The 18,693-nt window shown below is 65.6% G+C and carries 16 protein-coding genes; 8 read left to right on the top strand and 8 right to left on the bottom strand.

Annotated elements, in window-relative coordinates:
• Window positions 1–11 precede the first annotated feature (11 nt).
• From metH to WDM86_01955, 3 genes are read right to left on the bottom strand one after another with little or no spacing between them, the layout of a single operon-like run.
• Window positions 12–3,725, bottom strand: coding sequence for a methionine synthase (gene metH / locus WDM86_01965; GenBank protein MEI9988779.1), 3,714 nt, complete (start codon window positions 3,723–3,725; stop codon window positions 12–14).
• Window positions 3,722–4,606 (bottom strand): methylenetetrahydrofolate reductase [NAD(P)H], encoded by an 885-nt coding sequence (gene metF / locus WDM86_01960; protein MEI9988778.1) that lies wholly within the window; start codon window positions 4,604–4,606, stop codon window positions 3,722–3,724. The genes metH and metF overlap by 4 nt, the downstream gene beginning before the upstream one ends.
• Window positions 4,603–5,568: a metalloregulator ArsR/SmtB family transcription factor gene (locus WDM86_01955; GenBank protein MEI9988777.1), complete on the bottom strand. Its 966-nt coding sequence runs from the start codon at window positions 5,566–5,568 to the stop codon at window positions 4,603–4,605. Before WDM86_01955 ends, metF begins: the two co-directional genes overlap by 4 nt.
• A gap of 164 nt (window positions 5,569–5,732) precedes the next feature.
• On the opposite strand from WDM86_01955, the gene WDM86_01950 reads away from it, so the two are divergent.
• The 8 genes from WDM86_01950 to WDM86_01915 all read left to right on the top strand — a co-directional run bounded on the left by WDM86_01950 (window position 5,733) and on the right by WDM86_01915 (window position 11,400).
• Entirely contained in the window at window positions 5,733–6,461 is a 729-nt protein-coding gene (locus tag WDM86_01950) for a VacJ family lipoprotein (protein MEI9988776.1), read from the top strand.
• A 68-nt stretch (window positions 6,462–6,529) separates the two neighbouring features.
• Window positions 6,530–7,171 (top strand): ABC transporter substrate-binding protein, encoded by a 642-nt coding sequence (locus WDM86_01945; protein MEI9988775.1) that lies wholly within the window; start codon window positions 6,530–6,532, stop codon window positions 7,169–7,171.
• 136 nt (window positions 7,172–7,307) lie between these two features.
• Window positions 7,308–8,423, top strand: a complete 1,116-nt coding sequence (locus WDM86_01940; protein ID MEI9988774.1) for a cache domain-containing protein — start codon at window positions 7,308–7,310, stop codon at window positions 8,421–8,423.
• Entirely contained in the window at window positions 8,420–9,553 is a 1,134-nt protein-coding gene (locus WDM86_01935) for a hypothetical protein (GenBank protein ID MEI9988773.1), read from the top strand. The genes WDM86_01940 and WDM86_01935 overlap by 4 nt, the downstream gene beginning before the upstream one ends.
• A gap of 101 nt (window positions 9,554–9,654) precedes the next feature.
• On the top strand, window positions 9,655–10,434 hold the full coding sequence (locus WDM86_01930) for a hypothetical protein (GenBank protein MEI9988772.1): 780 nt from the start codon (window positions 9,655–9,657) through the stop codon (window positions 10,432–10,434).
• A gap of 11 nt (window positions 10,435–10,445) precedes the next feature.
• Complete coding sequence (locus WDM86_01925; GenBank protein ID MEI9988771.1) at window positions 10,446–10,670, top strand: hypothetical protein; 225 nt, start codon at window positions 10,446–10,448, stop codon at window positions 10,668–10,670.
• Window positions 10,671–10,735: 65 nt separating this feature from the next.
• Entirely contained in the window at window positions 10,736–10,999 is a 264-nt protein-coding gene (locus WDM86_01920) for an AbrB/MazE/SpoVT family DNA-binding domain-containing protein (GenBank protein MEI9988770.1), read from the top strand.
• On the top strand, window positions 10,996–11,400 hold the full coding sequence (locus WDM86_01915; GenBank protein ID MEI9988769.1) for a type II toxin-antitoxin system VapC family toxin: 405 nt from the start codon (window positions 10,996–10,998) through the stop codon (window positions 11,398–11,400). The genes WDM86_01920 and WDM86_01915 overlap by 4 nt, the downstream gene beginning before the upstream one ends.
• Here the strand turns inward: WDM86_01915 and ettA are convergent.
• The 5 genes from ettA to WDM86_01890 all read right to left on the bottom strand — a co-directional run bounded on the left by ettA (window position 11,397) and on the right by WDM86_01890 (window position 18,442).
• Window positions 11,397–13,055, bottom strand: a complete 1,659-nt coding sequence (gene ettA, locus WDM86_01910) for an energy-dependent translational throttle protein EttA (GenBank protein ID MEI9988768.1) — start codon at window positions 13,053–13,055, stop codon at window positions 11,397–11,399. The genes WDM86_01915 and ettA overlap by 4 nt on opposite strands.
• Before the next feature lie 120 nt (window positions 13,056–13,175).
• Window positions 13,176–15,626 (bottom strand): TonB-dependent receptor, encoded by a 2,451-nt coding sequence (locus WDM86_01905; protein ID MEI9988767.1) that lies wholly within the window; start codon window positions 15,624–15,626, stop codon window positions 13,176–13,178.
• A gap of 243 nt (window positions 15,627–15,869) precedes the next feature.
• Window positions 15,870–16,871 carry a hypothetical protein gene (locus tag WDM86_01900; GenBank protein ID MEI9988766.1) on the bottom strand — a complete coding sequence of 334 codons (1,002 nt, stop codon included), beginning with the start codon at window positions 16,869–16,871 and terminating at the stop codon, window positions 15,870–15,872.
• A 21-nt stretch (window positions 16,872–16,892) separates the two neighbouring features.
• On the bottom strand, window positions 16,893–17,297 hold the full coding sequence (locus WDM86_01895; GenBank protein ID MEI9988765.1) for a hypothetical protein: 405 nt from the start codon (window positions 17,295–17,297) through the stop codon (window positions 16,893–16,895).
• A 71-nt stretch (window positions 17,298–17,368) separates the two neighbouring features.
• Entirely contained in the window at window positions 17,369–18,442 is a 1,074-nt protein-coding gene (locus tag WDM86_01890; GenBank protein MEI9988764.1) for a hypothetical protein, read from the bottom strand.
• Window positions 18,443–18,693 lie beyond the last annotated feature (251 nt).

Here is an 18,693-nt window from a genome sequence, read left to right as displayed (position 1 = left end):
TCCGGCGGCGTCTAAGCCGCGTTTTTTGCGCGCGGGTCGTAATTGAGGATCGGACCGAGCCAGCGTTCGGCGGTGGCCATGTCCCAGCCCTTGCGGCGCGCGTAATCCTCGACCTGGTCGCGCTCGATCTTGCCGGTGCCGAAATAGCGGCTTTCGGGATGCGCGTAGTAGAAGCCGCTGACGGATGAGCCGGGCCACATGGCGTAGCTCTCGGTCAGCTTCACGCCGATCTTGTGTTCCGCGTCAAGCAGCTTGAACAAAGCGGCCTTCTCGCTGTGCTCGGGCTGCGCGGGATAGCCGGGCGCGGGACGGATGCCGCGATATTTCTCCGCGATCAGATCCTCGTTGGCGAGCGCTTCATCGGGCGCGTAGCCCCAGAAGTCGCGGCGCACGCGCTCGTGCAGGCGTTCGGCGAAAGCCTCGGCGAGGCGGTCGGCCAGCGCGCTGAGCAGGATCGCGGAATAGTCGTCATGCGCGTCCTTGAACGCCTTGATGTGGGTCTCCTCGCCGATGCCGGCGGTGACGCAGAAGGCGCCGATATAGTCCTCGGTGCCGGCGGGGGCGATGAAGTCGGCGAGCGCCAGGTTGGGACGGTTGTTCTCGCGCGCCATCTGCTGGCGCAGCGTGTGCAGCGTCGCGATGGGGAATTTGCGCGCCTTGTCGCCATAGACCGCGATGTCGTCGTCGCCGACGCTGTTGGCCGGGAAAAAGCCGACGACGGCGCGGGCGGTGAGCCATTTCTCATCGACGATCTTCCTCAGCATCGCCTGCGCGTCGTTATAGAGGCTGCGCGCGGCTTCGCCGACCTTGTCGTCTTCCAGGATGGCGGGGAATTTTCCGACCAGCTCCCAGGTCTGGAAGAACGGCGTCCAGTCGATGTATTTCGCCAGCTCCGCGAGGTCGTAATTGTCGTAGACGCGGGTGCCGAAATATTTCGGCACGGGCGGCGTATAGGTCTTCCAATCGAGCTTCAGCTTGTTGGCGCGGGCCTGGAACAGCGACAGGCGCCGTTCGGGGCTGCGCTGCGCGGCATGCTTGACCGCGATCGCCTCGTATTCGCGGCGCACCTCGGCGACGAAATCGGGCTTCTGGGTCTTGCTGAGCAGGCTCGACGCGACGCCGACGGCGCGCGAGGCGTCGGTGACATAGACCGTCTGGCCGCGGCGATAGCCGGGATCGATCTTGACCGCGGTGTGCACCCGGCTGGTGGTGGCGCCGCCGATGAGCAGCGGGATGTCGAAGCCCTGGCGCTCCATCTCGGAGGCGACATGGACCATCTCGTCGAGCGAGGGCGTGATCAGGCCGGAGAGGCCGATGATGTTCGCGCCCCGCTCCCGCGCGGTGTCGAGGATCTTCTGCGTCGGCGTCATGACGCCGAGATCGATCACCTCATAGCCGTTGCACTGGAGCACGACGCCGACGATGTTCTTGCCAATATCGTGGACGTCGCCCCTGACGGTCGCCATCACGATCTTGCCGGCGGGTTCCTTGGTCTGGTTCTTCGCCTGCTCGGCTTCCATGTAGGGCAAGAGATAGGCGACGGCCTTCTTCATCACGCGCGCCGACTTCACCACTTGCGGCAGGAACATCTTGCCGGAGCCGAACAGGTCGCCGACCACGTTCATGCCCAGCATCAGCGGGCCTTCGATCACGTCGAGCGGGCGCGTCGCCTGGGCGCGGGCTTCCTCGGTGTCCTCGGCGACGAAGGTGTCGATGCCGTGGACCAGCGCGTGGGTAATGCGTTCCTGCACCGGCAGTTTGCGCCATTCGGCGTCGGCCACCGCGGCGACGGAGCCGTCGCCCTTGTAGCGCTGCGCCAGCGTCAGGAGATTTTCGGTCGCCTCGGGCTTGCGGTTGAACAGCACGTCCTCGATGCCTTCGCGCAAGGGCGTCGGGATGTCCTGGTAGACGCCGAGCTGGCCGGCATTGACGATGCCCATGTCCATGCCGGCCTTGATGGCGTGGAACAGGAAGACCGAGTGCATCGCCTCGCGCACCGGCTCGTTGCCGCGGAAGGAGAAGGAGAAGTTGGAAAGGCCGCCCGAGATGTGGCTGCGCGGGCATTCGCGGCGGATGACCTCCGCCGCCTCGATGAACGCCTTGCCGTATTCGTTGTGCTCTTCGATGCCGGTGGCGACCGCGAAGATGTTGGGATCGAAGATGATGTCTTCCGGCGCGAAGCCGATATCCTCGACCAGGATCTTGTAGGCGCGCTTGCAGATGGCGATCTTGCGCTCTTTCGTGTCGGCCTGGCCCTGCTCGTCGAACGCCATGACGACGACGGCGGCGCCGAAGCGCAGCACCTCGCGGGCCCGCGACACGAACGCCTCCTCGCCTTCCTTGAGACTGATCGAATTGACGATCGCCTTGCCCTGGCAGCATTTGAGGCCGGCCTCGATCACGCTCCATTTCGAGCTGTCGATCATCAGCGGCACGCGCGCGATGGCGGGCTCGCCGGCGATCAGGTTCACGAAGCGCGTCATCGCGGCCTCGGAATCGATCAGGCCCTCGTCCATGTTGATGTCGATGATCTGGGCGCCGTTCTCGACCTGGCCGCGCGCGATCTCCAGCGCCGCCTCGTAGTCGTTGGCGGCGATCAGCTTGCGGAATTTGGCGGAGCCGGTGATGTTGGTGCGCTCGCCGACATTGACGAAGTTGAGCTCGGGCGTGAGCGTGAAGGGCTCCAGCCCCGAAAGGCGCATATATTTCGCCGGCTGCGGGATCTCGCGCGGCGGCAGGTCCTTCACCAGGCGGCCGAATTCGCGGATGTGTTCGGGGCGCGTGCCGCAGCAGCCGCCGACGATGTTGACGAGGCCGGAGCGGGCGAATTCCTCGATCAGGCCGCCCATGTGCTCGGGCGTGTCGTCATAGCCGCCGAATTCGTTGGGCAGGCCGGCGTTGGGATGGGCGCTGACCAGCGTGTCGGCGACGGCGGAGAGCTCGGCGATATAGGGGCGCAGCTCCTTGGCGCCGAGCGCGCAGTTGAGGCCGACCGCGAACGGCTTGGCGTGGCGGATCGAATTCCAGAACGCTTCCGGCGTCTGGCCGGTCAGCGTGCGGCCGGAGAGATCGGTGATGGTGCCGGAAATCCAGATCGGCAGGCGCAGGCCGAGCTCGTCGAACGCCTCTTCGATGGCGAAGATGCAGGCCTTGGCGTTCAGCGTGTCGAAGATCGTCTCGATCATCAGCACGTCCGAGCCGCCCTTGATAAGGCCGAGCGTCGCTTCTTTATAAGTGCGGCGCAGGTCGTCGAAGGTGATGTTGCGGAAGGCCGGATCATTCACGTCGGGCGAGATGCCGGCCGAGCGGTTGGTCGGTCCGAGCACGCCGGCGACGAGGCGCGGACGATCCGCTGTCGCGGCCTCGTCGCAGATCTCGCGCGCCAGACGGGCGCCTTCGAAGTTCAGTTCGCCGACCAGATGTTCGAGGCCGTAATCGGCCTGGCTGGATTCCGTCGAGGTGAAGGTGTTGGTTTCGAGGAAGTCGATGCCGGCGGCGAGGTATTGCCGTCCGATGTCGCGGATCACGTCGGGCCGCGTCAGCGTGAGCAGGTCGTTGTTGCCCTTGAGGTCGGATTTGTGATTGCCGAAGCGCTGCCCCCGGAAATCGTCCTCGGTGAGCTTGTAGCCCTGGATCAGCACGCCCCAGGAACCGTCGAGCAAGAGGATGCGTTTGCGGGCTTCCTGCTGCAGCCAATCCAGACGCGCGGCGCGGTCGAAACTCATGACAAGTCCTTCGGCACCAAACCCATGATGCGGCAGGCCGCGTAGGTCAGGTTCGCCTGGTTGAGCGTGTAGAAGTGGAAATGGTGGAAGCCGCGGGCGCGCATCTCGTGCACCTGCTCGGCCAGGACGGCGGCGGCGACGATGCGTCGGGTCTCGATGTCGTCGTCGAGGCCGGCATAGGCGCGGGTCAGCCAGGTCGGGATCGACGCGCCGGCACGGCCCGCCATGCGCTCGATGCCGCGGAAGGCGGTGGTCGGCATGATGCCGGGCACGATCGGGATCGCGATGCCGGCGGCGGCCGCCTTGTCGCGGAACCGCGCGACATAGTCGTTGTAGAAGCAGAACTGCCCCAGCGCCCGCGTCGCGCCGGCATCGGCCTTGCGCTTCAAAAGCTCGATATCGTGGCCGAAGTTCGGCGAATCCGGATGCGCCTCGGGATAGAAAGACACGCTGATCTCGAACGGCGCGATCTTGCGGATGCCGCGGATCAGATCGGGCGTCGAGGCATAGCCCTCTTCGTGCGGACGATAGGGGCCGCTCATGTCGGGCATGTCGCCGCGCAGCGCCACGATGTGGCGGATGCCGGCGTCCCAATAGGCGCGGACGATCTCCTCGATCTCGGCCTTCGAATGGCCGACGCAGGTCAGATGGGCGGCCGGCTTCAGCGTGGTCTCCTCGACCATGCGCTTGACCGTGGCGTGGGTGCGCTCGCGCGTCGAGCCGCCGGCGCCATAGGTGACGGAGACGAAATCGGGCGCCATCGGCTCCAGCCGGCGGATCGACTTCCACAGGCTTTCCTCCGCCTCCGGCGTGCGCGGCGGCGAGAATTCGAAGCTGACCGAAATCGGCCGGGTGTCGGAGACGAGTTCCTGGAGACTCATGCGGCCTCTGCCTTGGCGCTCGCGGACTTCTGCGCGAGCCATATCTTGACGATGAGCTTGTCGGCGCCGGCGGCGCGCGGCACGACGGTCTCGCCGGTGAGCGATTTGAGGCCGGCGGCGTCGAGCCAGCCATGGATCTCGCGGTCGGAGAAACCAAGGCGGCGATGGGCGAAATCCTCGCGCAGGAATTCCAGCGCATGCGGCGCGAAATCGGCGATCAAGAGGCGGCCGCCGTCGCGCAGCACGCGAGCGCCCTCGATCACCGCGGCCTGCGGATCGTCGAGGAAGTGCAGCACCTGGTGGAAGAGGACGGCGTCGAAGCCGCTCAGCGCATTGCCGGTCGGGAATGGCAGGCGATAGACGTCGCCGAGGCGGACCTGGACGTGATGGATGTCGGCGCGCGCCAGCCGGTCGCGGGCGATGGCGAGCATTTCCGGGCTGACATCGATGCCGACCGCGCGCTTCACATACGGGCTGAGCAGTTCGAGCATGCTGCCGGTGCCGGTGCCGGCATCGAGCAGCGAATCCATCGGCTGTTCGGCGATGTGGCGAACGATGGCGGCTTCCACATCCTTGTCCGGCGCGTGCAGGCCGCGGATGCGCTCCCATTCGGCGGCATTGGCCTTGAAGAAGGCGGCGGCCTCGGCGGCGCGGGCCTCGCGCACCTGGGCGAGGCGCTTGAGGTCGGCCTCCTGCGGCGCGGCGATGCCGGCGATGGCGGTGCAGAGCTCGGCGCCCCGGCCGCGGTCGGAGGCGCGATAGAACACCCAGCTTCCTTCCTTGAAGCGCTCGATGAGCTGAGCCTCGGTCAGGAGCTTCAGATGGCGGGAGACGCGCGGCTGGCTTTGGCCGACGATGTCGACCAGCTCGCTGACCGTCAGCTCGGCCTGGCGCAGGAGCAGCAACAGGCGCAGGCGGGTCGGATCGCCCGCGGCGCGCAGCATGGCTACCAGATCGTCCATAATCGCTTCCCTTTCAGGCGCATATAAACATATCTTTATATGATTATGCAATCCCTTTCGGTGGGAGTGGGACGGCCTGCCCCAGGTTTTCTCCCAAGTTTCGGCGGCCTGTTCGCCATTAACCGCTCTGCCGATATAGACTGACGAAAAGCCAGGCGGTGGGGATGTTCAGGTTACGCGCAATGCTCGCCGCTCTGGGCGTGTCGGCGCTCGCGGGCTGCGCGACGCCGACGCCGGAGATGATCGCCAACAACGATCCGTTCGAGCCGCAGAACCGCCAGACCCTGGCGTTCAACGGCAAGCTCGACCGCTATGTCGTGCTGCCGACGGTCGGCGCCTATTTCTATGTCGTGCCGGATCCCGGCCGGCGGGTGGTGCACAATCTGCTGCAGAATTTCGCCGCGCCGACGGTCTTCATGAACGACGTCCTGCAGGGCGAAGCGCGTCGCGCCGGCCAGACAATGGCGCGCTTCCTGATCGACTCGACCGTCGGGCTGGGCGGGATGTTCGATCCGGCGACGAAGAAGTTTCATATCCCTTCTCATAGCGAGGATTTCGGCCAGACCCTGGCGGTGTGGGGCGCGCCGGAAGGACCCTATCTGGTGGCGCCGCTGTTCGGGCCGCAGCCGCCGCGCGACGCCGTCGGCTTCCTGGTCGATGCCGTGGTGCTCGACCCCTGGAACTATGTGCATTTCAAGCAGCATCTGTGGTGGGACGCGGGGCGCTATTATTTCAGCCTCCTGGACCTGCGCGGGCAGACCTATGAGACGGTCGCCGGGATAGAGCGCGGGTCGGTGGACTACTACGCGTCGCTGCGCAGCCTTTACAGGCAGCTCCGCAACAACGAAATTCGCAACGGCCGGCCGGACACGAAGGATTTGCCGGAGTTCTGAAGGCCTGCCACGAACTTGCCACAAGCGGGCCCGATCCTTTCCGCGGCCCCCAAGGGAAAGAATTTCCGATGCCCGAGATGTATTTTCGCTTGCCGGCCGTCGCGCGCCGCGGGGTGCTCGCCTTGATCGTGGCGGCGGCGAGCCTGTTCGCCGCGCCCGCGATGGCGGCGGCGCCGGCGGAGGCCTTCGTCAACGCCAATGTGAGCAAGGGTCTCGCGATCCTGAACAACAAGGCGACCAGCGCGGATCTGCGCAAGTCCCAGTTCCAGGGCTTCATCCTGGGCCTGACCGACATGCACCGCATCGCGAATTTCACGCTCGGCCAATACCGCCGCACCGCGACGCCGCAGGAGCAGGACGCTTTCGCGGCCGCGTTCCAGAACTACGCCATCGCGGTGTACCAGTCCTATTTCACGAAATATTCCGGGCAGACCCTGCGCGTGACCGGTTCCCAGGAGCGCGCGCCGGGCGACACGATCGTCACGACCCAGATGGTCGATCCCAACGACCAGAGCGGCCAGCAGCCGCTGGAAGTGGATTTCCGCGTGCTGACCGACAATGGCCGCTTCGTGGTGATCGATTTCTCGGTGGCGGGAATCTGGCTCGCGATCGAGGAACGCGACCAGTTCAGCTCGTTCCTCGGCCAGAACAACGGCTCCATCGCCACGCTGATCAGCCATCTGCACGATCTGGCGAAAGCATATCACTAACGACGCTTCCGAGTTCCAAAAAGAAACTCCGCCGCGCACGGCGTTGCGGCGCAAAGATTGTTGATCGTGCCCGCATTAGCTGTCACTTAGCGGGCGACATGGGCCGTTGGGCGCGGCCTTCGATTTAGGGGCATTCATGACATTCCGCCGAAGTGCGCCGGTTGCGCTGATCGCAGCGTCCGCGGTGATCATCCTTACGCTGACCTTCGTTTCGAACCGCCTGTTCAGCGGCCTGACCGACTCGGTCGAGCAGGGCCAGTACCAGCTCATGCAGTCGATCCTGACCTCCTCGCTCGACAGCGCCGCCGAGCGCGCGCTGGCCCGCGCCGACATGGTCGCCGATCTCGACATCACGCGCGAAGCGGTGGCCGCCAAGGACCACAACAAGCTGGTGGCCCTCTATAGCGAGATGTTCGCCGTGCAGCGCGACCGCCATGGCGTCTCGCAGGCGCAGTTCCACCTTCCGCCCGCGACCTCGCTGCTGCGCCTGCAATCGCCGGCCAATTTCGGCGACGACCTGACGCGCAGCCGGCCGATGGTGGTGGCGGTGAACCGCGACCACCAGCCGCGCAAGGGCTTCGCCATCGCGCGCTCGGGCCCGGCGATCTTCGGCATCGCGCCGATCCATGACGCGGCCGGCGCCCATATCGGCAGCTTCGAATTCGGCCTGGATTTCGGCCCGCTGCTCGATCAGCTCAAGGCGACCTATGGGCTGGACGCCACGCTCTATGTGGAAGAGAAGCCGCTGCGCGACATCGCCAAGGGCGTCGATCCGTCGATCTACAGCGACCAGAACCGCGTCAGCCATTTCATCCGCTATCACACCACCAACGCCGTGCTGATGAAGGCGCTGATCGGCGACGCCGATCTCGCCGGCGTGAGCGAGCCGGTGCGTTACGCGCGCGATTCCGACGGGATTCCCTACGGCGTGCTGCTGGTGCCCTTGCGCAACGGCGCCGGCGAGTCGCTGGGCGTGATCGCGCTGGCGCGCGATTTCAGCCCGTCCCGCGCGGCGGCGAGCCAGTCCTTCGTCTGGCAGATCGCGGCGGCGATCTTCGGCATCGTGCTGATGGCCGGCGCCATCATCATCGTGATCCGCGGCTTCCTGCTGCGCCCCTTGAGCATCGTCACCGAACGGCTGCGCGCCGAGGCGGGCGGCGAGGAACCGGCCCAGGACACCGACAAGTTCTGCAAGGAAATCCAGGACCTCGCCGAACTTCAGGGGACGTTCAAGCCGGGGCACGGCGAATGAAGCGCTCCTTTCTGAAGCGCGGCGGCGCGAAGCGCTCGCTGCTGGCGCTGGCGCTCGTCGCGCTCGGCCTCGGCGGCATCGCCATCGCCGGCCAGGAGCCGCCGCCCGCGACCACCACCGCGATGCCGCCGACCATGCCGATGGAAAAGGGCACGCCGCTGATCGTGAAGGTCGGCGTCGCCTTCGTCGATCTGGAATCGTTCGACGAGAACGCCGGCACCTTCAAGGGAACGGTCGATCTGCGCCTGCGCTGGGAAGTGCCGAGCCTTCGGCGTCCCGACGAGGAACAGACCGATCCGCCGAAGGTCTATCGCGGCGACGACGCGAAGGCGCAGCTCGCCACTATCTGGGTGCCGGCGATCGAGGTCGCCAACGAGAAGGGCGATCCGACCTACACCAATCTGGGCCTGCGCATCTTCCCCAGCGGCGACGTGGAGATGATCAAGCGGGTCACCGGCGAGTTCGCCACGCCCTATGAGGTGACGCGCTTCCCGTTCGACCGCCAGAAGCTGCAGATCGAGGCGGCGATCCGCAACCAGACCTCCGACCAGGTGGTGCTGCAATACGACCAGGACGATCTGGACTTCAGCCAGGCCGATCCCGATGCGTCGCTGGCCGGCTGGTCGATCAAGACCGTGGCGCTGACCAGCCAGCCGCTCAAGGGCTGGTACGGCGCGATGCACACCCGCGCCGTCGCCTCGCTGACGGTGGCGCGCGAGCCCGGATCGGTGCTGGCGTCGATCTTCATTCCGCTGTTCGCCTCGCTGCTCATTCCCTTGCTGGCGATCTGGCTGAACCACATGGAGGACGGCAAGTTCGGGATCGAGACCTTCGAACTGGTGAACCTGATCATCGGCGGGCTGTTCGCGGTGATCGCGCTGAACTTCACGGTGAACCAGGCCTACCAGGTCCTGAGCACCGGCGACAATCCGGTGAACCGGCTGTTCGCGCTCAACTACATCACGCTGGGATTGAGCCTTCTGATCAACGTCGTGTTCTACCGCTTCAACGTGGTGGAGAAACTGTTCGGGCGCTGGGTGCAGGAGCAGACCTACACCTACCTGACCTGGGCGATCCCGGTGCTGGTGCTGACCATGGCGAGCGCGATCGTCCTGGTGGCGATGGCGTAGACGCGGCGCGCCGTTCATGACGCAGATGTAAGTTGCCGACACAATATCGCGATGCCTTTCTTGCTTCTTGGGGCGAGTTTTTCGGTGGGCTTGGGGGCAAAATGAACGCGCTGCTATTGGCAATCCTGGTCATCGGCGGCGCGGGCGCCTTTGCCGCCATCGGCGTCATCGTCGTGCGCAAGCTGATCCATCATCAGGTCTCGGAGGGGCACAACGACGTCCTGGTGCCGATGTTCCTGAATGCCGGCGTCCTCTACGCGGTGCTGCTGGGCTTCCTGGTGATCGCGGTGTGGGAGAATTACGGCGCCGCCAAGGAGAACGCCGCGACCGAGGCCACCACCATGGTGCCGCTCTACCGCCTGGCGGACGGCATGTCGGCCAAGCACGGCGCCGCGGTGCGCCGCGAAGTGCGCGCCTATCTGGACATCGTCGCGCATGAGGAATGGCCGACGCTGGAGTACAGCTCCAAGGGCAGCTCCAAGGCGCGCAAGCAGCTCGGCGACATGTTCCGCGACTTCGCCAAGATCGATCCGGCGGTGCTGCAGGCGCACGGCCAGGCCAATATGGTGTTCCTGGAGACGGTCACGCAGGTCACCGCCATCCGCAACAAGCGGCTGGTGCAGGCCGGCGAGTCGCTGCCGGGCATCATGTGGCTGGGCGCGGTCGGCGGCGGCGTCGTGATCGTGACGATGAGCTTCTTCCTCTACATGGACCGCCGCTGGCTGCACGTCATGATGGCGACGGTGATGGCGGTGATGATCGGCACGCTGATCTACATCATGCTGCTGCTGAACCGGCCCTTCGCCGGGCCTCTGGCGCTGGAGCCGGCGGCGTTCGAATCCTCGCTCGCGGTTCTGGACGACATCGATCGCGGCAATTAGGGGCTAGCACAATGCGCATCTCAACACTGCCCGCCAGGGCCGAGACGGAAGTCGAGCTGGGCGTTCTCTATGCCAGCGTCGAGGGCGTCAACGAGAATTCCTTCGCGGAATGCCTTGCCGAGCTCGAAGAGAAGGCCAAGGCGCTCGGCGCCACGGCGCTGATCGGCGTGCAACTGGTGCAAAGCCAGTTCCAGTGGAACCAGCGCACCAGCCTGCTCGCGACGGCGGTGCGGTAACGCTCGCGATTTGACCGCAAAATGCGGTGGTATTACTCTTCGCCGGAAGTAATACCGAGGCGGTCATGACGACCACTGTGACAATAAAAGGCCAGGTGACGCTGCCCAAGGACGTCCGCGACGCGGTCGGCATTGGGCCCGGCGACAAGGTGGAGGTGCGCGCCACTGCGTCGGGCGGCATCATCATCGAGAAGCAAGGGGCCCGCGACGACTACAGGGCACGCCTCCTGGAAGTGTCCAAGCGTGGTGTCATTCGCGGCATCACGACCGATGAGATCATGGATATGACACGCGGCGAGCGCGACCCGGTCACCGGCGAGCGTAAGTGACCCTGATCGACAGCAATGTCGTCATCGACATCCTCGCGCGGGACCCGACGTGGTTCGAATGGTCTTTCGAGGCGTTGAACAAGCAGGCCGCGCAGAGAGCCCTGTTCGTCGATGAAGTCGTTTATTCCGAGATCGCGGTGCACAGCGCCAACGAGATCGCGCTCGATCAATCGCTGCGCGACATCGACCTGCAATTTCAGGCGATACCCAAGTCCGCGCTTTTCCTGGCCGGCAAAGTCTTCGGCCGTTATCGAAGCGCCGGCGGGACGCGGACCAGCAATCTTCCCGACTTCTTCATCGGCGCGCATGCGCAGATCGTCGGCCTGCCGATCCTGACGCGCGATGTGCGACGCTATCGGACATATTTTCCCGACGTCGCGCTGATCACGCCCGACGTTTAGGTCCGCGCGAACCTTTTGTACTTGATCCGGTGCGGCTGGTCGGCGTCGATGCCGAGGCGGCGCTTCTTGTCGGCCTCGTAGTCCTGGTAATTGCCCTCGAACCATTCGACATGGCTGTCGCCCTCGAAGGCCAGCATGTGGGTCGCGATGCGGTCGAGGAACCAGCGGTCGTGGCTGATGATCATGGCGCAGCCGGCGAATTCCTCCAGCGCCGATTCCAGCGCGCGCAGCGTGTCGACGTCCAGATCGTTGGTCGGCTCGTCGAGCAGGAGCAGGTTGGCGCCGGACTTCAGCATCTTGGCGAGGTGCACGCGGTTGCGCTCGCCGCCCGAGAGCTGGCCGACCTTCTTCTGCTGGTCGCCGCCCTTGAAGTTGAAGGCGCCGACATAGGCTCTGGAGTTCATCGTGCGCTTGCCGAGTTCGAGCACATCCAGGCCGTCGGAGATTTCCTGCCACACCGTCTTGTTGGGATCGAGCGCGTCGCGGCTCTGATCGACATAGCCGAGCTGCACGGTCGGGCCGATGCGCAGCATGCCGGCATCGGGCGCCTCCTGGCCCGTCAGCATACGGAACAATGTCGTCTTGCCGGCGCCGTTGGGGCCGATGACGCCGACGATGCCGCCCGGCGGCAGGTTGAAATTCACATGCTCGTAGAGCAGACGGTCGCCATAGCCCTTGGCGAGATCCTCGGCCTCGACCACCACGCCGCCCAGGCGCTCGGCGACCGGGATGATGATCTGGTTGGTGACGCTGCGCTGCTCGTTGCTCTTGGCCACCAGATCTTCATAGGCGTTGATGCGCGCCTTGGACTTGGCCTGGCGGGCCTTGGGCGATTTCTGGATCCATTCGCGCTCGGCGGCGATGGCGCGCTCCTGCGCCGCTTCCTCGGCGCCTTCCTGGCGCAACCGCTTCTCCTGCACCACCAGGAAGGACGAATAATTGCCTTCGTGCGGGATGCCCTTGCCGCGGTCGAGCTCCAGGATCCAGCCGGTGACGTTGTCGAGGAAATAGCGGTCATGGGTGACGAGGATGATGCAGCCCTTGTAGTCACGCAGCGTCTTCTCCAGCCATTCGACCGACTCGGCGTCGAGATGGTTGGTCGGCTCGTCGAGCAAGAGGATGTCGGGCGCGTCGAGCAGCAGCTTGCACAGCGCGACGCGGCGGCGCTCGCCGCCCGACAGCGTGGAGACATCGGCGTCGGGATCGGGACAGCGCAGCGCGTCCATCGCCTGGTCGACCTGGGAATCGAGATCCCACAGGCCCTGGGCCTCGATCTCGTCCTGGAGGCGGGCCATCTCGTCGGCGGTTTCGTCGGAATAATTGGCGGCGATCTCGTTGTAGCGGTCGACCAGCGCCTGCTTGGCCGCGACGCCTTCCATGACGTTGCCGCGCACGTCCTTGTCGGGATTGAGCGTCGGTTCCTGCGGCAGGTAGCCCATCCGCACGCCCTTGGCGGCCCAAGCCTCGCCGGTGAAATCCGGATCGAGGCCGGCCATGATCTTCATCAGGGTGGACTTGCCGGCGCCGTTGACGCCGACGATGCCGATCTTGGCGCCGGGATAGAAGCTGAGCCAGATGTCCTTCAGGACCTGCTTGCCGCCGGGATAGGTCTTGGAAAGACCTTTCATCACATAGACGAATTCGGGGCCGGCCATCGGCTTGTTCCTTGGGTGCGTGGGCGAGAGGGCGCTTTTAAAGAAGCAGGGCCGCGCAAGCAATCTCTGCTTGCACGGCCCCGATAAAGTCCGCCGGCCCGCCGAGGCCCGGACGCTCCTCTAGTAGTTCACGCCCAGGGTCACGAAGCCCATGCGCGGGGCCAGCGGGTAGGCCTGATAGCCGCCCGAGGCGCCCGTCACCACCGCGGTGGAAACGCCCTGGACGTCGCCCAGATTGGTGGCGTTCACGCTGATCTTCAGGCGGTGGAGGTATTCGTTCAGCGGCAGATCGACGGTGTAGCTCGCCTCCAGGCCGACCAGGAAGGTGCTGGCGACCTTCTGGTCGTTGAGATAGGAGGCGAAGCGGCGGCCGACGAGATCGCCCGTGACCTGGGCCTCGAACGAGTCCCAATTGGTGCTGGCCACGAACTTCTCCAGCCAGTTGGGCGTCAGCGGCACCTGCTTGCCGGCGATCGGCACGACCGTCGACACGCCGCCCGAGACGGTCGAGTAGTTCGTGTCGTAGGTCGACAAATTGTAGGACAGGCCGTTGTAGAACTGGAAATGATCGCCGAAATGCAGCGTGGTCGCGAGATCCGCGCCGTCCGTCGTCACGCCGCCGACATTGACCAGGATCGACGGGTTCGGGTTGATGAAGTTGTAGGTCGCCACGTTGAACAGCCGGTTCGAGAAGTTCACATGGTAATAGCTGAGCTGCCCCTCGACGGCGGTGAGCGGCCCGAAGTCGATGTCGCGATGCGAACGCACGCCCGCTTCATAGGTCCATGACGTCTCCGGATGCGCCGTCGCCTTGAAGTTGTCGAAGGCCTGCTGGCTGCCCAGGCTCCACGGCGAGGCGCCGTAGAAATTGCTGCCCGCGGCATAGGGAATGTACTGGCGCATGTTCTTCTGGACGTTGACGAACACCTGCTCGTTGTCGGTCGCGTCCCAGATCGCGCCGACCTGCGGCAGGAACCAGTTGTCCGAGGTGATCGAACCGGTCGGGAACACCACCGGCGGATTGGTCGCGGGCAGGCCGAAGGCATTGCCGGCCGCGAGGTTCTGCTGCTGCGTGAGCACGACGTTGCTCGCGGTCTGCAGGCTGGCCTTGACGCCGGCCTGGAGCAGCAGGGTCGGCAGGATGCGCCACTGGTCCTGGACGTGGATCTGCACGTCGTCGGTCTTCATCCGCACGTCGTACTGCGTGAAGGCCGGATTGCGCGGCACGTCATAGGGCGTCAGGTCGTTATTGGCCCCGCCGAACGGATACCAGCGGCGGCCGGTGGCCGAGGCGTTGCGCTCGTACCAGACGCCGGCCTCGATCTGATGGTCGCCGAGCTGCCAGTTGAAGGTCGAGCGCTCGCCGGTGCGGTTGATGCGGTATTCGGTCGTGCGCACCTCATAGCCGGTGCCGCCGAACTTCGTGACGATGTTGTCGAGCGAGGCCGTCGTGGTCGGGCTGCCGCCGACCACCAGGCTGGGGAAATAGATGCCGAAGAGGCCCGGCAGCCCCGCCTGGTTGATCGGGCCGGCGACGATGCCGCGGCCGGTGTCGTGGTGGAAATAGGCCTGGTTCGACCAGGTCATGTCGTTCGTGATGTTCCAGTCATATTGCACATAGGCGAGCGCGTCCTCGCGCTGGGCGGCGCTGTCGTAGTTGGAGAAATTGTTGCCCTGCGCCGCCGGCGGCGTGCCGTGGCTGAGGCTGGCGATGGCGGCGGCGAGGTTGGGGAACAGGAACGGGCGGATATAAGGCGTGAAGCCGGCGGCGGCGGCGGTCTGCTGGTTGCCGTAGCCGGTGGCGTCTTCGTTCGGCTCGACCTTGTAGCCGTAGTCGGCGAAGACGGTGAGCTTGCCGTTGGTGTCCTGGTGGACGAATTTCAGGTTGGCCTGGTCGTCCTTCTGATGGCCGTCGAAGTCCCAGGCGCGGGCGTCGTGGTGGAGATAGGAGACATAGGCCGAATTGCCGTCGCCCAGATCGCCGGTGTCGAGGCGCGCGAAGGTGCGCGAGGTGTAGTAGCTGCCCAGCGTCTGGCGCAGGTCGACGCCGAAGTCCTGCGACGGATCGCTCGAGAAGGTCTCGATCGCGCCGCCGAGATTGCTGGTCGAGGCGACGCCCAGCGAGCCGGCGCCGGATTCCAGCGTGACATGATCGACGTTCTCGCTGGTCACCGCGCGGCTGGGCGAGAGGCCGTTATAGTTGCCGTATTGCTGGTCGCCGAGCGGCACGCCATCCAGGGTGAAGCCGAGCTGCTGCTGGGTGAAGCCGTGGACGAGAAGCGACTCGTTCTGCTCGTTGTTGCCCCAGGGATCGGAGGTCTCGTAGACGACGCCGGGCAGCGTCTCGATGGCCTTGAGCGGGCTGATGCCGGGCAGAAGGCGCTGGGCCTGCAGGCCGCCGATCTGGACCGCGGAATGCGTCGTCCGCTCCGCGGTGACGATCACGGTCTCGATCGGCGTCGCATTGTCCGCGTCGGCGGCGATGGCCGGCGCGACGGCGACGTACGCGATACCCAGGGTCGTGCTGAGATACAGCGCGCATTTCAGCGCGCTGCGCTTGGACGAATTCATCATGTGCCCCACTCGATGACGCTTGCGTGCGAAATGCGCGCGTTCGATTTGGGTCGTAAGCGTCGGCGGCGAAGGACCGACAACATTTCCACCAAGGTTTTGTAAACAGCGGCATCTTGCCGTGCGACAGGGCGCCGAATGCTCGATATCCGTGCGGATCGCACGACGGGCAAGCAGGTTTCGCTGGCGATGCGCGCGGGCGCGGCGGAGCCGGGCGATGCCCGCAATAACGGCAAATCGCGATTACAAGGTCCAGCGCTTGACCGGTCTGGCGTTCGCGACACGGCCGGCCGGCGCGAACGGCTCGCGCTTCGCATCCGGCTTCTTACGGAACGCATCCCATTTGGCGGCCGCCTTGCGATCGCGGAACAGCATGCCCTGGGAGACCGACAGCCACAGAGCGCGTTCCTCCTTCAAGGTCGCCGGCAACACGACGCCGAGCTGCTCGGCCAACGCGCCGCGATACAGATCGAAGGTGGTCTTGACGAGTTCGCCATATTGCATCGCCTGGGTGCGCGCGCCGTTCGCCGCCGCGAACGCCGCGACCAGCGCGGCCGCGACCAAGGGCCAGACGACGCGATGGTCGACCCAATAGCCGGCGGCGAGCTCGGCGGCCGCCGCTATCAAGCTGAGGAACCAGAGATTGACGAAGAAATCCATCGAGGCCTTCTGGTCGGCCAGGAAATCGAGGTGCGACTGCGGCGCGATGCTCTGCAGCCGCGTCCAGATCTGCATCGGTTCCATGTAGTAGATCACCTGCGGATAGCGCTCCGAGGCACGCAGCGCATTGCCGAAACGCGTGGCGAGCACCAGCGCTTCGTCCTCGGGATAGTCCTGCGCCAGCGTGATGAACGCCGCGTCCTGCGCGGCCTTCTCCTTGTCGGTCTTGGGCTTGCCGTCGCTGCTCGCCACGAGGCGGCGATAGTGCCAGCGCCGATAATGGACGAGGAGCCCGATGGGATTGAACGCGCCATAGCCTTCCAGCGCCTGGGTGATCTGATAGTTCACGCCGAGAAGCAGCGTGGCCGCGATCCAGCCCGCGACCACGAGCAGGCCCAGATGAAGCACCGGAAGGCCGAAATCCTTTTTTCCGTCGGCGGCGAGCAGTCCCTCGGTCGTCGCCCGGAAATGCGTGAGCCCGTGCAGGTCGCCGATGAAGGCGAGCGTCAGCAGCAGGAGCATGGCGGGCAGGACGAAGCCGATCAGGAAGTTCTTTCCGAACAGTTGCGGCAGTTCGCTGATCACGCGCCGTCTCCCGCGATCCGCCTACTCCGCGTCCTGGTCGTCGGTCTCCTGACCCGGCCTGGGAAAAACCGGCTGGCCGGCGAGCACGAACCCGACCGCGGCCGACCGCGTCCGCCGTTCTTTCTGCTGTTCCTTACCAGGGCGCGGCAAACTCGACCGGCCCGACAGCACGGCGCCGGCAACCACCGATCGTCCCGCATGGGTGACAACGTCGAAGCCCTTCGCGACTGTGTCCCTGGCGGTCGTCGCGGTTCGGGTCTTGGCGATCGCCGGCGTTTGCTTGCGCGCCGGCTTGGCGCGTTCGCGCTTGGCGGCCGTCTTGGGCGCGAGGTTCTTCTTGCCGGCCTGTTTCGCGAGCTTCTTCGCCGCGCGCGGACGGGCGGTCGTCTTCGGAGACTTGGCTTTCCTGGTTTTCCTGACTGCCACGGCTCATCCCTTTCGAATTCGATGGGGGGAACGCATGTGCTACGCGGTGCGCCAGACGGCGCGGGAATTCTTCAGAACTTGATCCGCGCCCGGCTCAGCAGCGACACCGCGTTCTGGCCGTTCTGGCCGGCATAGTTCATCTGGAACGACGCGTTGGTCTGCAAGGCCAGCGAACCGTCCAGGAAGCTCGTGACATAGCCGATCTCGACATCGGTCTCCTGCGCGGCGCCGATCTGGTCGAGCAGGTGGTTGCGCGCGAAGAAGGACGGCGCGGCGCTCGCATTGCCCGGCATGACCACGAACTCGCCCTCGCCCAGCGCCGGACGGCTGACCGCGACGCCCAGCGTGTCGTCGCCGAACAATCCGTTCTTGGCGATGGCGATGCCGTAGGAGCGGGTGCGCAGCGAATCCGCCGGCCCGAAGGCGGGCGCGACGCCCGACTTCACGTCGAGCTGGCTGATGCCTTCGCTGAACGACGCCGTGGTGCTCCAGCCGCCGCCGAGCCGCACGCGCGCCGAAAGGCCGAGCGCGGTGGTGTTGGCATTGGCGCCCGGCGCGGCATTGCCGAGGATGGCGTCGCGCTCCATCACGTTGGAGGCGGTGAGTCCGAAGCTCGCCCATCTGGCCGCGTCCCAGGACACGCCGGCGACCAGCGCGTCGGCGCTGCGCTGCGCGAAGGGCGCCGGCTCGCCGAGCCGGACCAGCGCGGTCGCGGCATCGGGCGCGTAGGTCGAGGCGCCGGCGACGACGCTTTGCAGGCCGGCGCTGATGCGCAGATTCTTCGAAAGCGTGGCGGCGGCGCCGATGAAACCGCCGCCGCTGGCAAGCGCCGCATAGGGCGCGCCGAAGGCCGAGGCGGAGATGAAGAGACCGTCGAAGGCGTGGGCGTTCGACATGTCGACGGGGGCGATGCGGCCGCCGAGATCGACCTTGCCGCCGACTTCGAGCGCGATGCCGTCGAGCAGCGCCACGCTGGTCGCGCCGTCCGCCGGCGCCGGACGCGCATCGGGCACCGGGCCGTAGGACAATTCGGGGAGGGACGTGGCGATCGGCTCGAACACCGGCGCGGACGCATGCGCGGCGCCGGCGGTGAGCGCAAGCGCTCCCGCGGCAGCGCAAAGTGCGCGGCGCAGCGATCCGTTCATGACACCTTCGATCCCACTCTGACCTTCCGGTCCCGACCAACTTAACAGCGTAGACTTTGCTTTTCCAGCAAAGCCGAGGACTTCCCCGGCTTTTCCGCCGGTTGTTGCACACCGGCTACGCCATCTTCCGTGAAAATAGCGTAATAAAGTTACAAATCTGCTACCTGCTCGGTTTGCTAATTGTTTGAACGCTTTGCCGAGGGGGTCTCCCCCGGGACGCCATGGACCTAGCCGAGCCGACGCCTTATCTC

The organism is Rhizomicrobium sp., assembly GCA_037200045.1.
GTDB lineage: Bacteria > Pseudomonadota > Alphaproteobacteria > Micropepsales > Micropepsaceae > Rhizomicrobium.
Note: the sequence above shows the minus strand (reverse complement) of the source record. Positions and strands in the feature narration are given on the sequence as shown.